Below are 16,864 nucleotides of genomic sequence, written 5' to 3'. Positions count from 1 at the left end.
GACCGGCCCCTTGCGGATCCTGCACCTCAGTGCCCTCTATCCGCCCTACATCGTGGGCGGCGCCGAGCGCTCGGTGGAGCACCTCGCCGAGGAACTGGTCGCCGCTGGCCACACGGTGGCGGCGGCCTGCATCGCCCGGGAGCCGGAGTCCAAGAGCGTGCGCGGCGGCGTCACCGTCTACCGCATGGCGCACCACAACGATTTCTGGCTGGAGGACTGGCCCAAGGCGACCCGGTTCGGCCGCGCCTGGGCCAAGCTCAAGCAGCAATGGAATTTCGCCGTCGCGGCCGAATTCGGCCGCGTCCTCGACGATTTCCGGCCCGACATCGTCAACACGCACTCGCTGCTCGACGTCTCGACCCTGGTCTGGCGCGAGGCGGCCAAGCGCGGGATCCCGATCGTCCACACGGTCTGCGAGTACGACCTGATCTGCGGCAACGCCGCCATGTTCCGGGACGGCAAGCCGTGCGACCGCTGGCATCTGGGATGCAAGGTCGTGAACGCCGCCAAGCAGATCACCAACCGGTCTGTGGACGCGGTCGTCTCCGTCGGCACCGAGATCCTCAAGGCCCATGTCGATCACGGCCTGTTCGCGCATCTCGCGCCCGAGCGGCGCCGGGTGATCTTCTATTCCTGCACGGTCCCGGAGGGGGATCCCGCGGCGCGGCGGCAGATCGACCGGACGGATCGGCCGATGACCTTCGGCTATCTCGGTCGGATCAACACCGAGAAGGGGGTCGGCACGATGATCGACGCCTTCCGTCGGATCGGCCCCGGCAACTGGCGCTGCCTCGTCGCCGGCCAGGCGATGGACGACTCCATCGCGCGTTTCACCGCGCAGGCCGAGGGCCTCCCCATCGAGTTCGTCGGATGGGCCAAGCCCGCCGACTTCCTCAGCGCCATCGACGTGCTCATCGTGCCCTCGTTCTGGGCCGAGCCTTCGCCGCGGACGATCTACGAGGCCTACACGATGGGCGTTCCGGTGATCGGCGCAGCCTCGGGCGGGATCCCCGAGCTGGTTGGTGAGGACAACGCCGAATGGCTGTTCACGCCGGGCGACGATGCCGATCTCGCGGCGCGGCTACGAAGCGTGATCGCCCGGGGGCGCAAAGACCTCCCGGACGAGCGCGCCTTCCAGCACGTGATCCGCGAGTCGACGTCCGAGCGCGTCGCCGAGAAGTATCTCGACCTCTATGCCGAACTCGTCGCCGAGCGCCGGGCAATCCGCCCGTGAGCGCCGCCGCGCCGGTGCTTTCGGAAGCCGCCGCTGCCGAAGAGGAGCCTGGGCTCGCCTCCGGCGCGGAGGTGACGCGCCGCTCGTTCGACGCCGCGCGCTGGGTGGCGGTCGCGTCCGTCGGCAACGTCGTCCTGAGCTTCGGGGTGTTCCTCGTGCTCGCCCGGCTGATCGGACCCGCTGAGTTCGGGATGGTGGCGATCGCCGCCGTCTTCATCGACATCCTGCAGATCGTCGCCCGCTGCGGCCTGCCCGACGCGGTCGTCCAGCGGGCAGACCTCGACGAGGACTTCGCCGCCACCGCCTTCTGGGTCATGCTCGCCACCGGCGCCCTCTGTGCCGTGGGGCTGGTCGCATTGTCCGGGCCGATCGCCTGGATCTTCGACCTTCCGGCGCTGCAACCGGTCCTGTGCGCGCTGTCCGCCTGTTTCGTCATCACGGCCGCGGGCGCGATCCACGAGGCGCGGCTCCAGCGGAGCTTCGGCTTCCGCAAGCTCGCCCTGCGGGCGCTGGGCGCCAACATCCTCGGTGGCGCCGTCGCCCTCGTGCTGGCCCTCGACGGCTACGGTGTCTGGAGCCTCGTGGTTCAGCGCCTCGTCGCCGCGACGGCGACCACGCTCCTCACCTGGGTCGCGGCCCGCTGGATTCCGCCGCTGCGGCTGCACTTTGCCTCCGTGCGCGAGCAGATCGCGTTCGGCTCGCGGCTGTTCTGCACCTACCTGCTGCTCGTTGCCTCGATCCGGAGCCAGGAGGTGATCGCCGCCTATTTCCTGTCCGCGGCCGATGTCGGCTACCTGCGCCTCGCGTGGCGCTGCATCGACCTCGTGAGCCAAGTGGCGGTCATCCCGCTGACCACGGTCGGATTGACCACCTACGCGCGCCTGCAGGATCGGCCGGGCGAGCTGGCGACGGCCTTCTATGGCTTCACCGAGGCCTCGTCCTTCCTGGCGGTGCCCGCCTTCTTCGGCATGGCGGCCGTGGCCCCGACCCTCATCCCCTTCCTGTTCGGCGATCAGTGGCACGACGCGGCGCCGGTGCTCCGGATGCTGGCGTTCCTGGCCCCCGAATTCGTCGCCACCTCGATGCTGTGGATGATCTTCACGGCGCTTGGGCGGAACGGCATGGCCCTGCGGCTCGCGGGCGCTCAGTTCGGCCTCGGCGCCGTCGCGGCCGTCGTGACCGCGCCCTTCGGCCTCGCCGCCCTCGTCGCCGGGCACGTGGTCCGGGCCTACCTGTTCTCGCCCGCGATCGTCGCCAGTGCCGGGCGCATCGTCCCGGTGACGAATGGGCGCCTCGTCCGGATCCTGACGCCGATCACGCTCTGTGCCGGCGCGATGGCCGGGCTCGTGCTGCTCGTCCAGAGCCCGCTCGACGCCGCCCTCGGGGATCGGGTCGGCCTCTTCGCGGCAATCGGCACCGGGATCGTGGCCTATCTGGGTCTCGCCTGGTTCCTCATGCGGGACACGCTCCGCACGGCGCTCGGCTTCTTTCTGCGTCGCGCCGCCTGATCTGCACCCTCCGCCAACCTTTCTGGACGACATTGTCCGCCGAAGGTCGCGGCCGGCGGAGACGGTTCATCGGCGGCGGGTGCGCGTTCAGACGGTGCGGGACCATGACGGGACAGGCGGTGCCCATCGGAACAGGTGCGCCGGCTGCGTCCCTGCTGGCGGATCGCGTCGCGGTGTTCCTGCTCGGCGCGGCTCTGAACTTCAACGTGCTGACCTCGACTTTCGGGCTGCCGTTTCAGCGCCTGTCCGATCTTCTCCCGTTTTTGCTCATTCCCTGGCTCGGGCTGCGCCGCGCCGTCATCGCGGAAGCTTTGTGTCAGGCAGCGCCGCTCGCCGGCATCCTGGCGCTCATCGCGGCCTCGCTGGTGCTGAAGGCGCACAAGCAGGCCGGCGACGTCTACCTGACCCTCGTCCTCCTGCTCTACGTGGTCCAGGCGTTCATCCTGCTGGTCATGTTCCGCGACCGGCGCGTCGAGGACGCGTTCTGCATCGGCCTGCTCGCCGGCCTGCTCGCCTCCCTCGCCGTGCTTCTGCTCGCCGCCTCGGGCCTGCAGCTCGAACGGTTCGGGCTCGCGGTCCCCACGGACGGGCTCGACGAGGAATTGAAGCTGTTCGTGCAGGACAAGCAGGGTGGACTCTGGGCCTCGGGAAACGAGACCGGCCATGTCTTCGCCCTGGGCGGGGCGGCGGCCCTGGTGCTCAGCCTGCGCTATCGCGTGAAGGCGATCTATCTCGCCTATTTCGCGGCCCTGCTGGCGAGCTTCCCCTTCACCAACAACCGCGCCGGCCTGTTCATGCCGCTGCTGTTCCTCGGCCTGCTGATGCGGCGGAACCTCAAGGCGCCCGCCGTGCTGGCCGTGTTCGGTGTGCTCGGTCTTCTGCTCGTGGCCTGGGCGGTGACGGGCGAGATCCCTCTGCCGGGAACCCTGTCCCAGGCGATCGAGCGGCGCTTTGCCGAGGATCGCAACGTCACGGGCAATTTTGACGAGCGGTTCCTGTCGGGCGTGACCGCGCTCCAGCTCGTCGTTGAATACCCGTTCGGCGTCGGCGAGGTCGCCAGGCGGGAGGAACTTCAGGCGCTGACCGGCCTCGTGACGCCGCATAACGGCTTCGTCTCGCTGGCGCTTCAGAGCGGCATCGCGGTGGCGCTGCTGCTCCTCTCCGGCCTGGGCCGGATCCTGCTGGCGCCCGCTGCCTTCGGGCCGTTCCTGACCTACAGCGCCCTGTTCCTCATCCCGTCGCTGATGTTCGAGGAACTGTCGGTCAACCAGTATTTCCTCTTCTTCATGAGCTTCATCCTGGCATCCCTCGCCCTGCCGCCCGACCGCGCGGCATCCGCGACCGGCCAGCGACCCTGAGGGCCGGCCGCGCCGCCGCGATCTGCGACGGCGCGGCGAATGCCATCACCGCATGACGAAGGGGTTCTCCGGCGCGTCGCGGCTGGTCGAGATCCAGACGCTCTTGGTCTCCAGGAACTCGCGGATCGACTCGATGCCGCTCTCGCGGCCGATGCCGGAGCGCTTCATGCCGCCGAACGGCATCATGTAGCTCACCGCCCGGTAGGTGTTCACCCAGACGGTGCCGGCCCGCAGCCCCTTCGACATCCGCATCGCGCGGCCGATATCCTGCGTCCAAACGCCGGCGGCGAGCCCGTAGATCACGTCGTTGCCGAGCCGGAGCGCCTCGGCCTCGTCCTCGAAGCCGATGATCGACAGAACCGGGCCGAACACCTCCTCCTGGGCGATACGCATGTCGTTGGTGACGCCGGTGAAAATCGTCGGCTCCACGAACTGGCCGCCGAGCACGCCGGGACCGGAGGCGGGATTGCCGCCGAAGACGCAGCGGGCCCCCTCGCTCTTGGCCAGCGCGATGTAGTCGAGCACCTTCGAGTATTGCGGCGGCGTGGTGATCGGCCCGATATTGGTGTCCGCCTGCATCGGGTCGCCGAGCTTGGCGGTTCGGGCGAGATCGATCAGTCGGTCGGTGAATTCCTGGCGGATGCTGTTCTGAACCAGCAGGCGCGAGCCGGCGATGCAGGTCTGCCCGGTGGCCGCGAAGATGCCCGAGATCGCGCCCGCGGCGGCGGCCTTCAGGTCGGCATCGGCGAAGACGATGTTGGGCGACTTGCCGCCGAGTTCCAGGGAGACGCGCTTGATCTGGCGCGCGGCCGCTTCGTAGACCTTCGCGCCGGTCACGTCAGAGCCCGTGAAGGTGATCTTGGCAACGTCCGGATGCTCGACGATCGCGCTGCCGGCCTCGCCGCCGAAGCCGGTGATGACGTTGAACATCCCGTCGGGCAGCCCCGCCTCCTTGGTGAGCCGGGCGAATTCCAGCGTGCTGGCTGAGGCGAACTCGGAGGGCTTCACCACGACCGCGCAGCCGGCCGCGAGCGCGGGCGCGCATTTCCAGGCCACGAACAGGAGCGGCGAGTTCCACGCCGTCAGCGCCCCGACCACGCCCACCGGCTCGTGCCGGGTGAACGCGAAGGTCTCGGGCTTGTCGATCGGCACCTGGGCGCCCTCGACCTTGTCGGACAGCCCCGCATAGTACCACCACCATTCCGGCTGGTAGCGGGTCTGGCCGTACATCTCGGCGAACAGCTTGCCGTTGTCGCGGACCTCGACCTCGGCGAGAGCCTTCGCTTCGCGCTCCACGAGGTCGCCGATCCGGCGCAGCACCTTGCCGCGCGCGGTGGCCGTCATGGTGGCCCAGGGGCCCTCCCACATGGCGCGCTTGGCGGCGGCCACCGCCCGGTCGACATCGGCCCGCCCGGCACGTGGGATCCGGGCCCAGGGCTCACCGCGATAGGGATCGATGGACTCGAACCACGAGCCCTCGACCGGATCGACGAATTGCCCGTCGATGTAGAGCTGGTAGGTCTTCACGGCGCGCTCCTCCGACTGCGGATGCGCGCCATATGGATCCGGGGCCCGCCTCCGGCGAGCCCGGCCGTCTCAGGCGTTGGCGCTGAGGCGCTTGATGTCGGCGTCGACCATCTCGGTGATCAGGGCCTCCAGGCTGGTCTCGGCCTCCCAGCCGAAGGTCGCCTTCGCCTTGGCGGGGTTGCCGAGCAACACCTCCACCTCCGCGGGCCGGAACAGGGCCGGGTCGATGACGAGGTGGTCGTCCATGGTCAGGCCGACATGCTTGAACGCGATCGCGCACATGTCCCGCACAGTCGTGGTCCGGCCGGTGGCGATCACGTAATCGTCCGGGCGGTCCTGCTGCAGCATCAGCCACATCGCCTGCACGTAGTCGCGGGCGTGGCCCCAGTCGCGCTTGGCGTCGATGTTGCCGAGCCGCAGCTCCTTCTGCGTGCCGAGCTTGATCCGCGCCACCGCGTCCGTGACCTTGCGGGTCACGAACTCGACCCCGCGCAGCGGGCTCTCGTGGTTGAACAGGATCCCGTTCGACGCGTGCAGCCCGAAGCTCTCCCGGTAGTTGATGGTCATCCAGTGGGCGTAGAGCTTGGCCACACCGTAGGGCGAGCGCGGGTAGAACGGCGTCGACTCGCTCTGCTTGGCCTCCTGGATCAGGCCGAACATCTCCGAGGTCGAGGCCTGGTAGTAGCGCGCCTGGGGGGCGACCGAGCGCAGGCATTCCAGCATGTGCGCGGCGCCGAGGCCGGTCACCTGCCCGGTGAGAAGCGGCTGCTGCCACGACGAGGTCACGAAGGACTGGGCGGCGAGGTTGTAGATCTCGTCGGGCTTGGCGGCCTGGACGATGCGCATCAGCGCCGAGAGGTCGAGCAGGTTGCCGTCGACCAGCTCGACATCGTCGAGGATGCCGAGCCACTTCAACCGGTGGTCGAACACGCCGGCATGACTGGAACGCCGCACGATGCCGGTGACGGCGTAGCCCTTCTGCAGCAGCAGCTGCGCCAGATAGGCGCCGTCCTGGCCCGTCACACCCGTGATCAGCGCTCGCTTGGCCGTCATGAACCCGTCCCGTCCCGAAGATGCCCGGCTGCTACGACCGCAACGGGCCGCGCGTCAAGGCGAGGTGTCGACATCAGTATTGTGCCAGGCGAGCGGGGCCGGACTGGCCCATCACCAGACTAGCGTCGCAGAGGCACGGCCAACCGCAATGGATGTGCGGCATATGTGCGGCGTGACTAAGGTCGCGCGAGCCAGTCCGTCACACCGCTGAGCGAGCGGAATTCCTCGACGGCGTGGACGCGTGCCGCCGGGAGGGCGGCCCGGGCCATCGTGGCGAGGGCATGCCCCGGCCCGAGTTCGAGCACGCGGTCCGCGCCGTACTCGCGGCACGCCTCAAGGCAGGCGGCCCAGTCGATCGTGCGCGAGATCTGAAGCGCCAGCTTCTCGCGACCGTCCGCGTCGCGAAACACCGTGCTCCCGTCCAGCCCGCTGACCAGGCGCGGCGCGCGGGCCGGCGGGCGGCGCGGCGACACCGCGGCGAGCGCTTCCCGGAAGGCCACCGTCGCGGCATCCAACAGGGGCGTATGCGACGGCGTGTGGACGGGCAGGACCACGGCCCGCTGCGCGCCCGAGCCGGTCGCATCCCGGCACAGCGCCGCCAGCGCCTCGCGCGAACCGCCGACGACGCCGCTGTCGGCCGCGTTGCGGATGGCGAGGTGGCAACCGTGGCGTGCCGCAAGATCCGCGAGCGCGTCGAGGCTCAGACCGCGGATCCCCGCCAGCCCGAACCCCGCGCCGGAAGCGGCATCCATGGCCTCCGCGCGTCGCGCAGCGAGAGCGAGCACGTCCGCGTGGTCGAGGCGTCCGGCGACGCCCCAGGCCGCGAGATCGCCGATGCTGTAGCCGGCCACGATCGAGCGGTCCGATGCCGCCCCGGCCAGCGCCCGCCACGCCGTCAGGGCGGCGACGCAGCACAGGATCTGACCAGTCCGATTCGCCTGCAGGTTGTCGCCGCCCGCGCGGGCCAGGTCGCGCGGATCGGTGCCGCCGAGAAGCAGTCTGGCGGAAGCGAACACGTCCTGCGCGGCCGGATGATCGGCCGTGAGGTCGAACATGGCCGGGTGCTGGCCGCCCTGGCCGGAGAGGAGGATCGCGAGGGTCATGCCGGGCCGGGGCCGCGCAGGCCCGCGACCCCCTGCAGGGCCAGACGGTCCAGGCTCTTGGCGAGCACCGAACCGTCCTCCGGCGCGTCGCGCAGTTCGCGCCAGTGCAGACCGGCGCCGTCCGGCAGGAGGATCTCCCCATCGATGCCCATCGGTGCCGTCCCAGCCACGGCGGCGATGCCGTCGAGAAGACCGACCGGCACCGGAAGTCGGCACGGCCAGAGCAGGTCGAGGTCGGAGGCGGCGCTCAGGTAGGTGAGGCCCGTGACAGCCTGCCAGAGGAGGCTGCCGAAGGGGCGCGGCACCAGGCCGTGCCGTCGGCCGAGCGCCGTGAGGGCGTCGACGGCCGGACCCCAGGACGCCGGGGCGTGGGCGGCGGCCTCGGCGAGGCTCACCGCCGGTACGGGCGACAGCGCGGATGCCGGCAGGGCGAGCCCGATCCGCCGCTTGCCGTCCGCGGGCGGCAGCGGCAGACCGAGCGGCACCGGGTCGCCGGTCTCCCCGGGAACACGGCGGCGGACGATCAAGGGCCGGCCCGCCGAGGCCCAGCCCTCCAGATGGGGGACGGCGCCGAGATCGGGCCGGTCCGCGCGCCACGCGTCCCAGGCCGCCGGATCGACGCGGACGAGGTCGTGGCGTCGGAAGGGCTCAGCCAAGGCGCGCCTGATCGGCGACGGCCGCCGCGACGGTGTGGGCGACCGGGCGGCCGCCCCGCTCGGCGCCCAGCCGGTCGCGGACGTCCTCCGCCTCCATCGTGTCGATCACCGCGCGGATCTGGCCGCCAAGGGGCCGGTCCGGGTCCAGAACGACGTGGACGGCACCGGCCGCCACCATGTTGTCGAGGCCGGGGGCGAAGACGGGGGTCGACTTGGCCATCTCCTCAAGGGTGTCGAGTGGCAGCTTGGTCACCCGGGCGACGGACGGCAGATCCATGACGCTGGGATTGGCCCCGGGCAGTGCCGCCAGGACCCGCGTCGCGAGGGCCGTGGCGATGAAGGCGCCGGCGGCCGAGTGGCCGTAGATCAGCCCGATCGTCGGATGGCCCGACCGATCCGCCAGGAGCAGCGCCTTGGCGAGATGGGCGAGGCATTCGTTGAGACCCAAAAGCTCGTCACGGCGGCTCATGCGCTGGCTGTCGGAATCCACCGCCACCAGGATCGGCGCGCGGTCGCCGGCGCGCACGGCATTGAGCACGGCGCGCGACAGGACGAGCGCCCCGTCGACGCCGAGGGGCGTGTCGCCGTCGACGCCCACCACGTGCATCGGGCCGTCCCCGAACGGACCGGTGCCGGTCACGAGGCCCTCGCGCACCGCGACCGCGTGACCCTGCGGGAAGAGGGAGGCGAGGATCTCAGCGAGCGTCATGGTCGGCCTCCGGGCTTCGTGCCACGGTCTCCGCGAAGGCGTCCGTATCCATTGCCGGCACGGATTCGGGATCGTTCACGCCCAGGCGGGCCCAGACATCCGTGGCGTCGCGGCAATCGCCGAACCGGTCGATCCGGGCTTCCAGGCGGGCCTGCTCGGCCTCGAGGGTGTCCAGGTCGAAGGCCGGCGCGCGGCCGACGAGATCGCGGGCGGCCTTGCGGAAGGCCGAGACGGTGTCGGCGCAGAAGGCGTCGGCACCCCCGATCAGGCGGCGGTGCTTGCCGCCCATGGTGCGCCAGACCAGCGCCCGGTCGCGGGAATCGAATTCCTCCGCGCCCTTGTTGGTCTCGATGACCTCGGGGCCGGACACCGAGATGCGGCCGCCCTCCGAGACCGCGAGCCGCGAGCAGGTGCCGGCGATCAGGCCGCCGCCGCCGTAGCAGCCGGCCCGGCCGCCGATCAGCCCGATCACCGGGATGCCTGCGGCGCGCACATCGACGATGGCCCGCATGGCCTCGGCGATGGCCGTCTCGCCGGCATTGGCCTCCTGCAGGCGGACGCCGCCGGTGTCGAACAGGATCAGCACCGCCTTCGGCTTCAGCGCCAGGGCCGCCCGGAGCAGGCCGACCAGCTTGCCCCCATGCACCTCGCCGAAGGCCCCGCCCATGAAGCGGCCCTCCTGGGCGGCGATCAGGACCGGTTCGCCGTCGAGGCGCGCGCGGCCGACCACGATGCCGTCGTCGAAAGCGCGCGGCAGGTCGAACAGCGGCAGGTGCGGGCTCATGCGCCGCTCCGTCGGCGGCAGGAATTCGTGGAAGCTTCCCGGATCGGTGAGCGCCAGCACCCGCTGGCGGGCGGTGGCCTCGTACCAGCTCAGGGCGTCCGGATCGATGCTCGCGGCGCGGTCGCCAGCCATGGTCAGGCCTCCATCAGCCGCGCGCCCTGGAGCAGGCGCAGCGACACGGTGTCGGGGCGGGCACCGCCGTCGTTGATGCTGATGCGCAGGCCCCCGGGCTGCGCCCGGGCGACGAAATCGGCCACCACCGCCTCCCAGACGTCGCCGTAGCCGGCGATCGGGGTCTCGACGGCCACCTCGCAGGCATCCGGCGGCAGGACGCGCTCCAGCAGGATCTCCAGGTTGCCGGACGCCACGACGCCGGTGATCGCGCTCGGCACCGAGCCGGGCAGCGGCTTCTTCGTGGTGTGGCGGAAGATCAGAGATTCCATGGCCGGCTCCTTGCCAGAGGACCCTTCATCGCGCGCCGCTCACCAGTTCCGGAACCGGGCCGGCGGCTCGTAGAGCCCGCCGGACCAATGCACGAGATCCTTGATCGACTTCGCGGCGAGCAGCGCCCGGTCGGCGTCCAGGGGCTCGATGCCGAGATCCTCGGGGCGACGGATGACACCCCGGGCGCGCAGCGCCTCCACCTTCGCCCGGTCCCGGCCGCGACCGACCTCGGTGTAGCCGGCGACGCCCCGGATCGCCTGCTCGCGCTCGTCCGCGTCCCGGCAGAGCAGGAGGTTCGCGATACCCTCCTCGGTGACGATGTGGGTCACGTCGTCGGCGTAGATCATGACCGGCGCCAGTTCGAGGCCGATTTTCTTCGCCAGTTCGAGGGCGTCGAGCTTCTCCACGAAGGTCGGGACCAGCTTGTCGCCGAAGGTCTCCACCAGCTGCACCACGAGCTTGCGCCCGCGCATCAGCGCCGGGTCGCCGACGATCTGGCCCTCACGGCCGGCCTTCATCCAGGCATCGGAGGGATGGCGCCGGCCATGCGGGTCTGAGCCCATGTTGGGGGCGCCCCCGAAACCCGCCACCCGGGACTGCGTGACGGTCGAGGAATGGCCCATCAGGTCGATCTGGAGCGTCGCCCCGATGAACATGTCGCAGGCGTAGAGACCGGCGGTCTGACAGAAGGCCCGGTTCGAGCGCAGACTTCCGTCCGCGCCGGTGAAGAAGATGTCGGGCCGCTCACGGATGTAGCGGTCCATCCCGACCTCGGAGCCGAAGCAGTGGACCTGCTTGACCCAGCCGGATTCGATCGCCGGGATGAGGGTCGGGTGCGGGTTGAGCGCCCAGTGGGTGGCGATCTTGCCTTTCAGGCCGAGTTTCTCGCCGTAGGTCGGCAGCAGCAGCTCGATCGCCGCGGTCCCGAAACCGATTCCGTGGTTCAGCCGGCGGATGCCGTACTCGGCGTAGATCCCCTTGATCGCCATCATGGCGATCAGGATCTGGGTCTCGGTCATCGCCGCCGGATCGCGGGTGAAGAGCGGCTCGACGTAGAACGGCGTGTCGGCCTCGACCACGAAGTCCACCCGGTCGCCCGGGATGTCGACCCGCGGGACCGTGTCGACGATCTCGTTGACCTGCGCGACCACGACTCCGTTCTTGAAGGCGGTCGCCTCCACGACGGTCGGGGTGTCCTCGGTGTTCGGCCCCGTATACAGGTTGCCGTTCCGGTCGGCCGAGACGCCGGCGATCAGCGCCACGTTGGGCGTCAGATCGACGAAGTAGCGGGCGAACAGCTCCAGGTAGGTGTGGACCGCGCCGAGCTCGATCTGGCCGCCGTAGAGCATCTTGGCGATGCGGGCGCCCTGCGGACCGGAATACGAGTAGTCGAGCCGCTTCGCGATCCCGGTCTCGAACACGTCGAGGTGCTCGGGCAGCACGATCCCCGACTGGACCATGTGCAGGTCGTGGATCTTGTCGGGATCGCAGGCGCTCAGGCCGCGGGCGAGGCAGTCGGCCTGCTTCTGATTATCGCCCTCGAGACAGACACGGTCGCCGGGCCGCAGGATCGACTCCAGCAGGTCGACCACGGCCCCGGCCGGCACGACCTTGCCGTCCGCGTGGGCGCGCCCCGCCGCGATGCGCGCGTCCCGCGCCCGCCTCTCACCGCGCCACTCGCCCATCCGCGTGCTCCAACCGGTGTACCGAACGATATCTAGCGGTTGTTTCGGTATTTTCAAACCCGACGCAATCACAGTTTCGTATACGGGATTGCGTGCGTGTGAACATATTGCATACTTCGCGCAACGGCCCCCGAGGCCGATCCGGGAAGGGAACGCGCCATGTTGCACGCGTCCACACGGCCGTCGGATGCGGCCGGAAGCGCCGCTCCAGTAAACGGGCAACGCCGATGATCGTCCTCGGTGTCGCCCTGCTCGCCGCCGCCACGCTGATCGGCGTGTATCTCGGCGACCTTCTCGGCCTCGCTCTCGGCGTCAAGGCCAATGTCGGCGGCGTCGGCATCGCCATGATCCTGCTCATCGCCGCGCGCCTGTGGCTGTCCCACCGGGGGCGCCTGACCAAAGGGGTCCAGTTCGGCGTCGAATTCTGGGCGGGGATGTACATCCCGATCGTGGTCGCCATGGCGGCCCAGCAGAACGTCGTGGCGGCCGTGAGCGGCGGTCCGATCGTGCTGATCGCGGCGACAGGCTCCCTGGTCCTGTGCTTCGGCGCCGTCGCCCTGCTCAGCCGGATCGGCCGGCGCGACCCCGACAGCGGCGCCGTGGAGCATGGCGGCTCCGTGATCGGCGGCGACGCCGAGCCCGAAGCGGTGGCGCCGGCCGCCGCGCCCGTCGCGCCCGGCGCCAGGAAGGGGTGAACGCTATGGGACACGACATCTGGCACGGCATCGAGCACGTCTTCGTCGAGCAGAGCCTCGTGGCCGCCTTCGCGGTGGTCGGCGCGCTGATCCTCGTCTCGAACTACGCCGCCAAGCGCCTCACCAAAGGCCGCGTCCACGGCTCCGCGATCGCGATCGTGCTGGGGCTGGCACTCGCCTATCTCGGCGGGCTCTACACGGGCGGGAAGAAGGGCCTCGCCGACATCCCGGCGCTTGCCGGGATCGGCCTGATGGGCGGGGCGATGCTGCGCGACTTCGCCATCGTCGCCACCGCGTTCGAGGTGGACGTGATCGAGGCGCGGCGTGCGGGCCTGCTGGGCGTCCTGGCCCTCGCCCTCGGGACGATCCTGCCGTTCATCGTCGGCACCCTGACCGCCGTGGCCTTCGGCTATCACGACGCGGTCTCGATCACGACGATCGGCGCTGGGGCGATCACCTACATCGTCGGGCCCGTCACCGGCGCGGCGATCGGCGCGGATTCCACCGTGATGGCGCTGTCCATCGCGACCGGGGTGACCAAGGCGGTCATGGTCATGGTCGGGACGCCCCTGGTGGCCCGGCTGATCGGCCTCGACAACCCGCGCTCCGCGATGGCGTATGGTGGCCTGATGGGCACGGTCAGCGGGGTCGCGGGCGGCCTCGCGGCGACCGATCCGAAGCTCGTCCCCTACGGCGCGCTGACGGCGACGTTCCACACCGGTATCGGCTGCCTCGTCGGCCCCTCGATCCTGTTCCTGACGGTGCGGGCCCTGGTCGGCTGAAGCGGCTTCGTTCCGGCGCGTCCGCTCGCGATGCGGATTCGCCCGTGCGGATTAGGGTATGGTTCCGCATCGTCTTCCCGAAGACTGGCAGGCGCCGCTCATGGGATGATTGAGGAACGGCGGATGCACGGCGACTTTCAGAAGATCGACAGCGGGCTGCTCTCGGACCGGATCCGCGACGCGCTCACCGACGCCATCGCGTCGGGGACGATCGCGGCCGGCACGGCCCTCGACGAGCAGAACCTGGCCGATCGCTACGGCGCGTCGCGCACGCCCGTCCGGGAGGCGCTGCGCCAGCTCGCGGCCTCAGGGCTCGTGGAGATCCGGCCCCGCCGGGGCGTCGTGGTGGTGCGCCTCACGCCGCAGCGGATCGCCGACATGTTCGAGACGACCGCCGAGATCGAGGCGATGTGCGCCCGGCTCGCCACCTACCGGATGACGCCGCTGGAGCGCGGGGAGCTCATGGAGCTTCACGAGGAATCCGCCAAGGCGGTCGAGGCGGGCGACGTCGACGCCTACGACCGGTTCAACCGCGCCTTCCACGAGGCGCTCTACACGGCGACCCACAACGGCTTCATGGCCGAGCAGGCCCTGGCGATCCGCGAACGGTTGGCCGCGTTCCGGCGGACGCAGCTCCGCCACGCCGACCGGATCCGCCGCTCGCGGGAGGAACACGGCGAGATCCTGGCGGCGATCGCCGAAGGGGACGGCGAGACGGCTGCCCGACGTATGCGCGCCCACATGCTCCGGGCGGCGGCGGCGCTGGGGCGCTACATCGCCGAGACGGAATGAGGTTTTCGACGGCGATGATTGGTCCGGCGCGGCAACCCAGCTCCGGACGGCCTCACGGTTGCGCGAAGACCAGTCCGACCACGAACCGAAAGGGCCTCGAACGGTCGATCAGCACCGGAAGCCGGTGACGGTCGTGTTCAAGGGGACCGGCGTCGTGCCCGCATCCACGTCAGTCCAGAGGGGGTGAGGCTTCCCGGCAATCCCGCCGCTGTCGGCGCCGCCGGGGTCGGATTGCGGTCCGCGAATGGCTCGCGCGCGGCGTCGGAATGCGAACCGGTTCGACAGTGCAGGCGTCCGGCTCCTTTTCGTTCACGTGGTGTCGTTCACGTGCGCGGACTCACCCCGCCGAGCGCGTCGGCGAGCTTTCCGATATGCTCGGCCGCCCGCCCGATTCCGACGGCCGCCCGCTCGGCATCCTCCGCTCGCCCGCGCTCGGCAGCCTCGGCAGCGGCGCGCAGCGCCGCGACGTCGGTCTCGAGGGTCGCGTACCGCATGCGCAGCTCCGCGAGCTCGTCGACGATGGTCAACGCCGCCATGACCTGAAGGCGCATGTCCCCGATCTCGCCGAAGCTCTTGCGCATCTCGCCGATGCGCCCATCGAGGGTGGCGGCGAGGCCGGTGAGATGCGCCTCCTCCCCCTCCCCGCAGGCCATGCGGTAAGAGCGGCCATCAATGGTCACGTTGATCTGCGGCAAAGGCGGCTCCGCTGTGCGCTCGACAGGCGTAGGCGTGGGGATCAGGCGCGCCCGAGCACATCCTGGACGGTCTCGATCGCCCGGTCGAGCCGATGCCCGACCTCCCCCGTGGTCGCCGAGACGGTGGCGAGACGGGCGCTCGCAGCGTCGAGAGCCGCGGCGAGGCGGGCCCGATCCTCGTCCATCAGCGCGAGTTCCGCATCCCGGTCGTCGGGCTGCGCGGCCACCTCAAGGCGGCGCTGGACGACGGCATCCAGGCGGTTGATGGCCGCCTCGAGGCGGCGGAGGGCGTCGTCGATGGAACGGAGCTCGGTCTCGTCGGCCATGGTTCTGTGTCTACCTCGACAGCAAGCTTTCCGTCGAATGCAGCCGAAATTCCAGGGGGAAATGGCCTTCGATCCCCGATCCGGGTGAACTCCGAATGGATCGTGCCGATCCCTGTTTATTGGACGGTGGATCGAAGGTCTTTGTCACGGCGACGCGTTTGACAGGTCGAGGCTCCATGCTAGACAGCCGCGCGATCCCGAGAGGGACCGCGCGAGACATGCCGGAGGGCCGGTCCGCGACAGTTCCGAGGCCTCAGCCGGCACCGTCCGATCCGACGGTCACGCGCGTGGAAGCCCGGCCTCTCCCGGTCCGGTTCATCGCAGGTTCAAACCCGCCCGCACAGATCCCGCCCGGCCCGGCCCGGACGGTATGGCGGGCCGCCGAGACCGCTCCGCGGACCATCCCCCAGGTCCGGCGCGCGGCGAGCCGCATCAGGAAGGAGTCACGCCGTGACGAAGGTTGCCATCAACGGGTTCGGACGCATCGGCCGCAACGTCCTGCGCGCGATCGCGGAGGCCGGCCGCAGCGACATCGAGGTCGTGGCGATCAACGATCTCGGCCCGGTGGAGACCAACGCCCACCTGCTCCGCTACGACTCCGTGCACGGCCGCTTCCCCGGCGAGGTCGCCGTGGACGGCGAGTTCCTGGTGGTGAACGGCAAGCGCATCAAGGTCACGGCCGTGCGCAACCCGGCCGAGCTGCCGCACCGCGACCTCGGCGTCGACATCGCGCTGGAATGCACCGGCATCTTCACCTCGAAGGACAAGGCGAAGGCCCATCTCGACGCCGGCGCCAAGCGCGTCCTCGTCTCGGCCCCGGCCGACGGCGCCGACCTGACGGTGGTCTACGGCGTCAACCACGACAAGCTCACGGGCGAGCACCACGTCGTGTCGAACGCCTCCTGCACCACCAACTGCCTGGCGCCGGTCGCCCAGGTGCTGGACGCGGCGGTCGGCATCGAGCGCGGCTTCATGACCACGATCCACTCCTATACCAACGACCAGCCCTCGCTGGACCAGATGCACAAGGATCTCTACCGGGCCCGCGCCGCGGCGCTCTCTATGATCCCGACCTCGACCGGCGCCGCGAAGGCCGTCGGCCTCGTGCTGCCGGAGCTGAAGGGCAAGCTCGACGGGACCGCGATCCGCGTGCCGACCCCGAACGTCTCGGCGGTGGACCTCGTCTTCACGGCCAAGCGCGCGACGACGGTCCAGGAGATCAACGACGCCATCAAGGCCGCCGCAGCCGGCCCGCTCAAGGGCGTGCTGGGCGTCACCGACCGGCCGAACGTCTCGATCGACTTCAACCACGATCCCCATTCCTCGACCTTCCACCTCGACCAGACCAAGGTGATGGACGGCGTGCTGGTGCGCATCCTGACCTGGTACGACAACGAGTGGGGCTTCTCGAACCGCATGGCCGACACCGCCGTGGCGATGGCCAAGCTCATCTGAGCCGGACTGCAGCGGTCGCCGCCTCCTGAGAGGTCGGCGGCCGCACCACTCTTCGGAC

At 70.3% G+C, this 16,864-nt stretch carries 17 protein-coding genes; 7 read left to right on the top strand and 10 right to left on the bottom strand.

Annotated features, from left to right (window positions below; genetic code table 11):
* Window positions 1-10 precede the first annotated feature (10 nt).
* The 3 genes from MCBMB27_RS25265 to MCBMB27_RS25255 all read left to right on the top strand — a co-directional run bounded on the left by MCBMB27_RS25265 (window position 11) and on the right by MCBMB27_RS25255 (window position 4,100).
* Window positions 11-1,234 (top strand): glycosyltransferase family 4 protein, encoded by a 1,224-nt coding sequence (locus MCBMB27_RS25265; protein WP_075382104.1) that lies wholly within the window; start codon window positions 11-13, stop codon window positions 1,232-1,234.
* On the top strand, window positions 1,231-2,742 hold the full coding sequence (locus MCBMB27_RS25260; protein WP_075381540.1) for a lipopolysaccharide biosynthesis protein: 1,512 nt from the start codon (window positions 1,231-1,233) through the stop codon (window positions 2,740-2,742). Before MCBMB27_RS25265 ends, MCBMB27_RS25260 begins: the two co-directional genes overlap by 4 nt.
* 119 nt (window positions 2,743-2,861) lie before the next feature.
* Complete coding sequence (locus MCBMB27_RS25255; RefSeq protein ID WP_236952817.1) at window positions 2,862-4,100, top strand: hypothetical protein; 1,239 nt, start codon at window positions 2,862-2,864, stop codon at window positions 4,098-4,100.
* A 45-nt stretch (window positions 4,101-4,145) separates the two neighbouring features.
* On the opposite strand, the gene MCBMB27_RS25250 is transcribed toward MCBMB27_RS25255, so the two are convergent.
* The 8 genes from MCBMB27_RS25250 to mdcA form a co-directional block, all read right to left on the bottom strand.
* Window positions 4,146-5,627, bottom strand: a complete 1,482-nt coding sequence (locus tag MCBMB27_RS25250) for an aldehyde dehydrogenase (RefSeq protein WP_075381538.1) — start codon at window positions 5,625-5,627, stop codon at window positions 4,146-4,148.
* 69 nt (window positions 5,628-5,696) lie between these two features.
* Window positions 5,697-6,680 (bottom strand): GDP-mannose 4,6-dehydratase, encoded by a 984-nt coding sequence (gene gmd / locus MCBMB27_RS25245; protein ID WP_043350641.1) that lies wholly within the window; start codon window positions 6,678-6,680, stop codon window positions 5,697-5,699.
* Window positions 6,681-6,856: 176 nt separating this feature from the next.
* Window positions 6,857-7,783 carry an acyltransferase domain-containing protein gene (locus MCBMB27_RS25240; RefSeq protein WP_075381537.1) on the bottom strand — a complete coding sequence of 309 codons (927 nt, stop codon included), beginning with the start codon at window positions 7,781-7,783 and terminating at the stop codon, window positions 6,857-6,859.
* The gene (mdcG, locus tag MCBMB27_RS25235; RefSeq protein WP_043380220.1) at window positions 7,780-8,439 is read right to left on the bottom strand and encodes a malonate decarboxylase holo-[acyl-carrier-protein] synthase; all 660 of its coding nucleotides are present in this window, start codon (window positions 8,437-8,439) and stop codon (window positions 7,780-7,782) included. The genes MCBMB27_RS25240 and mdcG overlap by 4 nt, the downstream gene beginning before the upstream one ends.
* Window positions 8,432-9,148: a biotin-independent malonate decarboxylase subunit gamma gene (gene mdcE, locus MCBMB27_RS25230; RefSeq protein ID WP_075381536.1), complete on the bottom strand. Its 717-nt coding sequence runs from the start codon at window positions 9,146-9,148 to the stop codon at window positions 8,432-8,434. Before mdcE ends, mdcG begins: the two co-directional genes overlap by 8 nt.
* Window positions 9,135-10,064 carry a biotin-independent malonate decarboxylase subunit beta gene (locus MCBMB27_RS25225; RefSeq protein WP_075381535.1) on the bottom strand — a complete coding sequence of 310 codons (930 nt, stop codon included), beginning with the start codon at window positions 10,062-10,064 and terminating at the stop codon, window positions 9,135-9,137. The genes mdcE and MCBMB27_RS25225 overlap by 14 nt, the downstream gene beginning before the upstream one ends.
* A gap of 2 nt (window positions 10,065-10,066) precedes the next feature.
* The gene (gene mdcC / locus MCBMB27_RS25220; RefSeq protein ID WP_075381534.1) at window positions 10,067-10,375 is read right to left on the bottom strand and encodes a malonate decarboxylase acyl carrier protein; all 309 of its coding nucleotides are present in this window, start codon (window positions 10,373-10,375) and stop codon (window positions 10,067-10,069) included.
* A gap of 39 nt (window positions 10,376-10,414) precedes the next feature.
* A complete protein-coding gene (gene mdcA, locus MCBMB27_RS25215; RefSeq protein WP_075381533.1) occupies window positions 10,415-12,061 on the bottom strand; it encodes a malonate decarboxylase subunit alpha in 1,647 nt (548 codons plus the stop codon).
* 227 nt (window positions 12,062-12,288) lie between these two features.
* Here mdcA and madL point away from each other — a divergent pair, with 227 nt between their 5' ends.
* From madL to MCBMB27_RS25200, 3 genes are all read left to right on the top strand, one after another.
* Window positions 12,289-12,756 carry a malonate transporter subunit MadL gene (madL, locus tag MCBMB27_RS25210; RefSeq protein ID WP_075381532.1) on the top strand — a complete coding sequence of 156 codons (468 nt, stop codon included), beginning with the start codon at window positions 12,289-12,291 and terminating at the stop codon, window positions 12,754-12,756.
* Between the two features lie 17 nt (window positions 12,757-12,773).
* Entirely contained in the window at window positions 12,774-13,538 is a 765-nt protein-coding gene (gene madM, locus MCBMB27_RS25205; RefSeq protein WP_043760600.1) for a malonate transporter subunit MadM, read from the top strand.
* 123 nt (window positions 13,539-13,661) lie between these two features.
* Window positions 13,662-14,330: a GntR family transcriptional regulator gene (locus MCBMB27_RS25200; RefSeq protein WP_043380236.1), complete on the top strand. Its 669-nt coding sequence runs from the start codon at window positions 13,662-13,664 to the stop codon at window positions 14,328-14,330.
* A gap of 323 nt (window positions 14,331-14,653) precedes the next feature.
* Here MCBMB27_RS25200 and MCBMB27_RS25195 read toward each other — a convergent pair whose 3' ends face one another.
* Window positions 14,654-15,025 (bottom strand): cell division protein ZapA, encoded by a 372-nt coding sequence (locus MCBMB27_RS25195; protein ID WP_043345206.1) that lies wholly within the window; start codon window positions 15,023-15,025, stop codon window positions 14,654-14,656.
* A gap of 41 nt (window positions 15,026-15,066) precedes the next feature.
* Window positions 15,067-15,351: a DUF4164 family protein gene (locus MCBMB27_RS25190; RefSeq protein WP_043380241.1), complete on the bottom strand. Its 285-nt coding sequence runs from the start codon at window positions 15,349-15,351 to the stop codon at window positions 15,067-15,069.
* A gap of 450 nt (window positions 15,352-15,801) precedes the next feature.
* Between MCBMB27_RS25190 and gap the strand changes: the two genes are divergently transcribed.
* Window positions 15,802-16,806, top strand: coding sequence for a type I glyceraldehyde-3-phosphate dehydrogenase (gene gap, locus MCBMB27_RS25185; protein WP_043345211.1), 1,005 nt, complete (start codon window positions 15,802-15,804; stop codon window positions 16,804-16,806).
* Window positions 16,807-16,864 lie beyond the last annotated feature (58 nt).

Source organism: Methylobacterium phyllosphaerae, from assembly GCF_001936175.1.
GTDB classification, from domain to species: Bacteria; Pseudomonadota; Alphaproteobacteria; order Rhizobiales; family Beijerinckiaceae; genus Methylobacterium; species Methylobacterium fujisawaense.
This window is presented reverse-complemented; position numbering and strand designations above follow the sequence as displayed.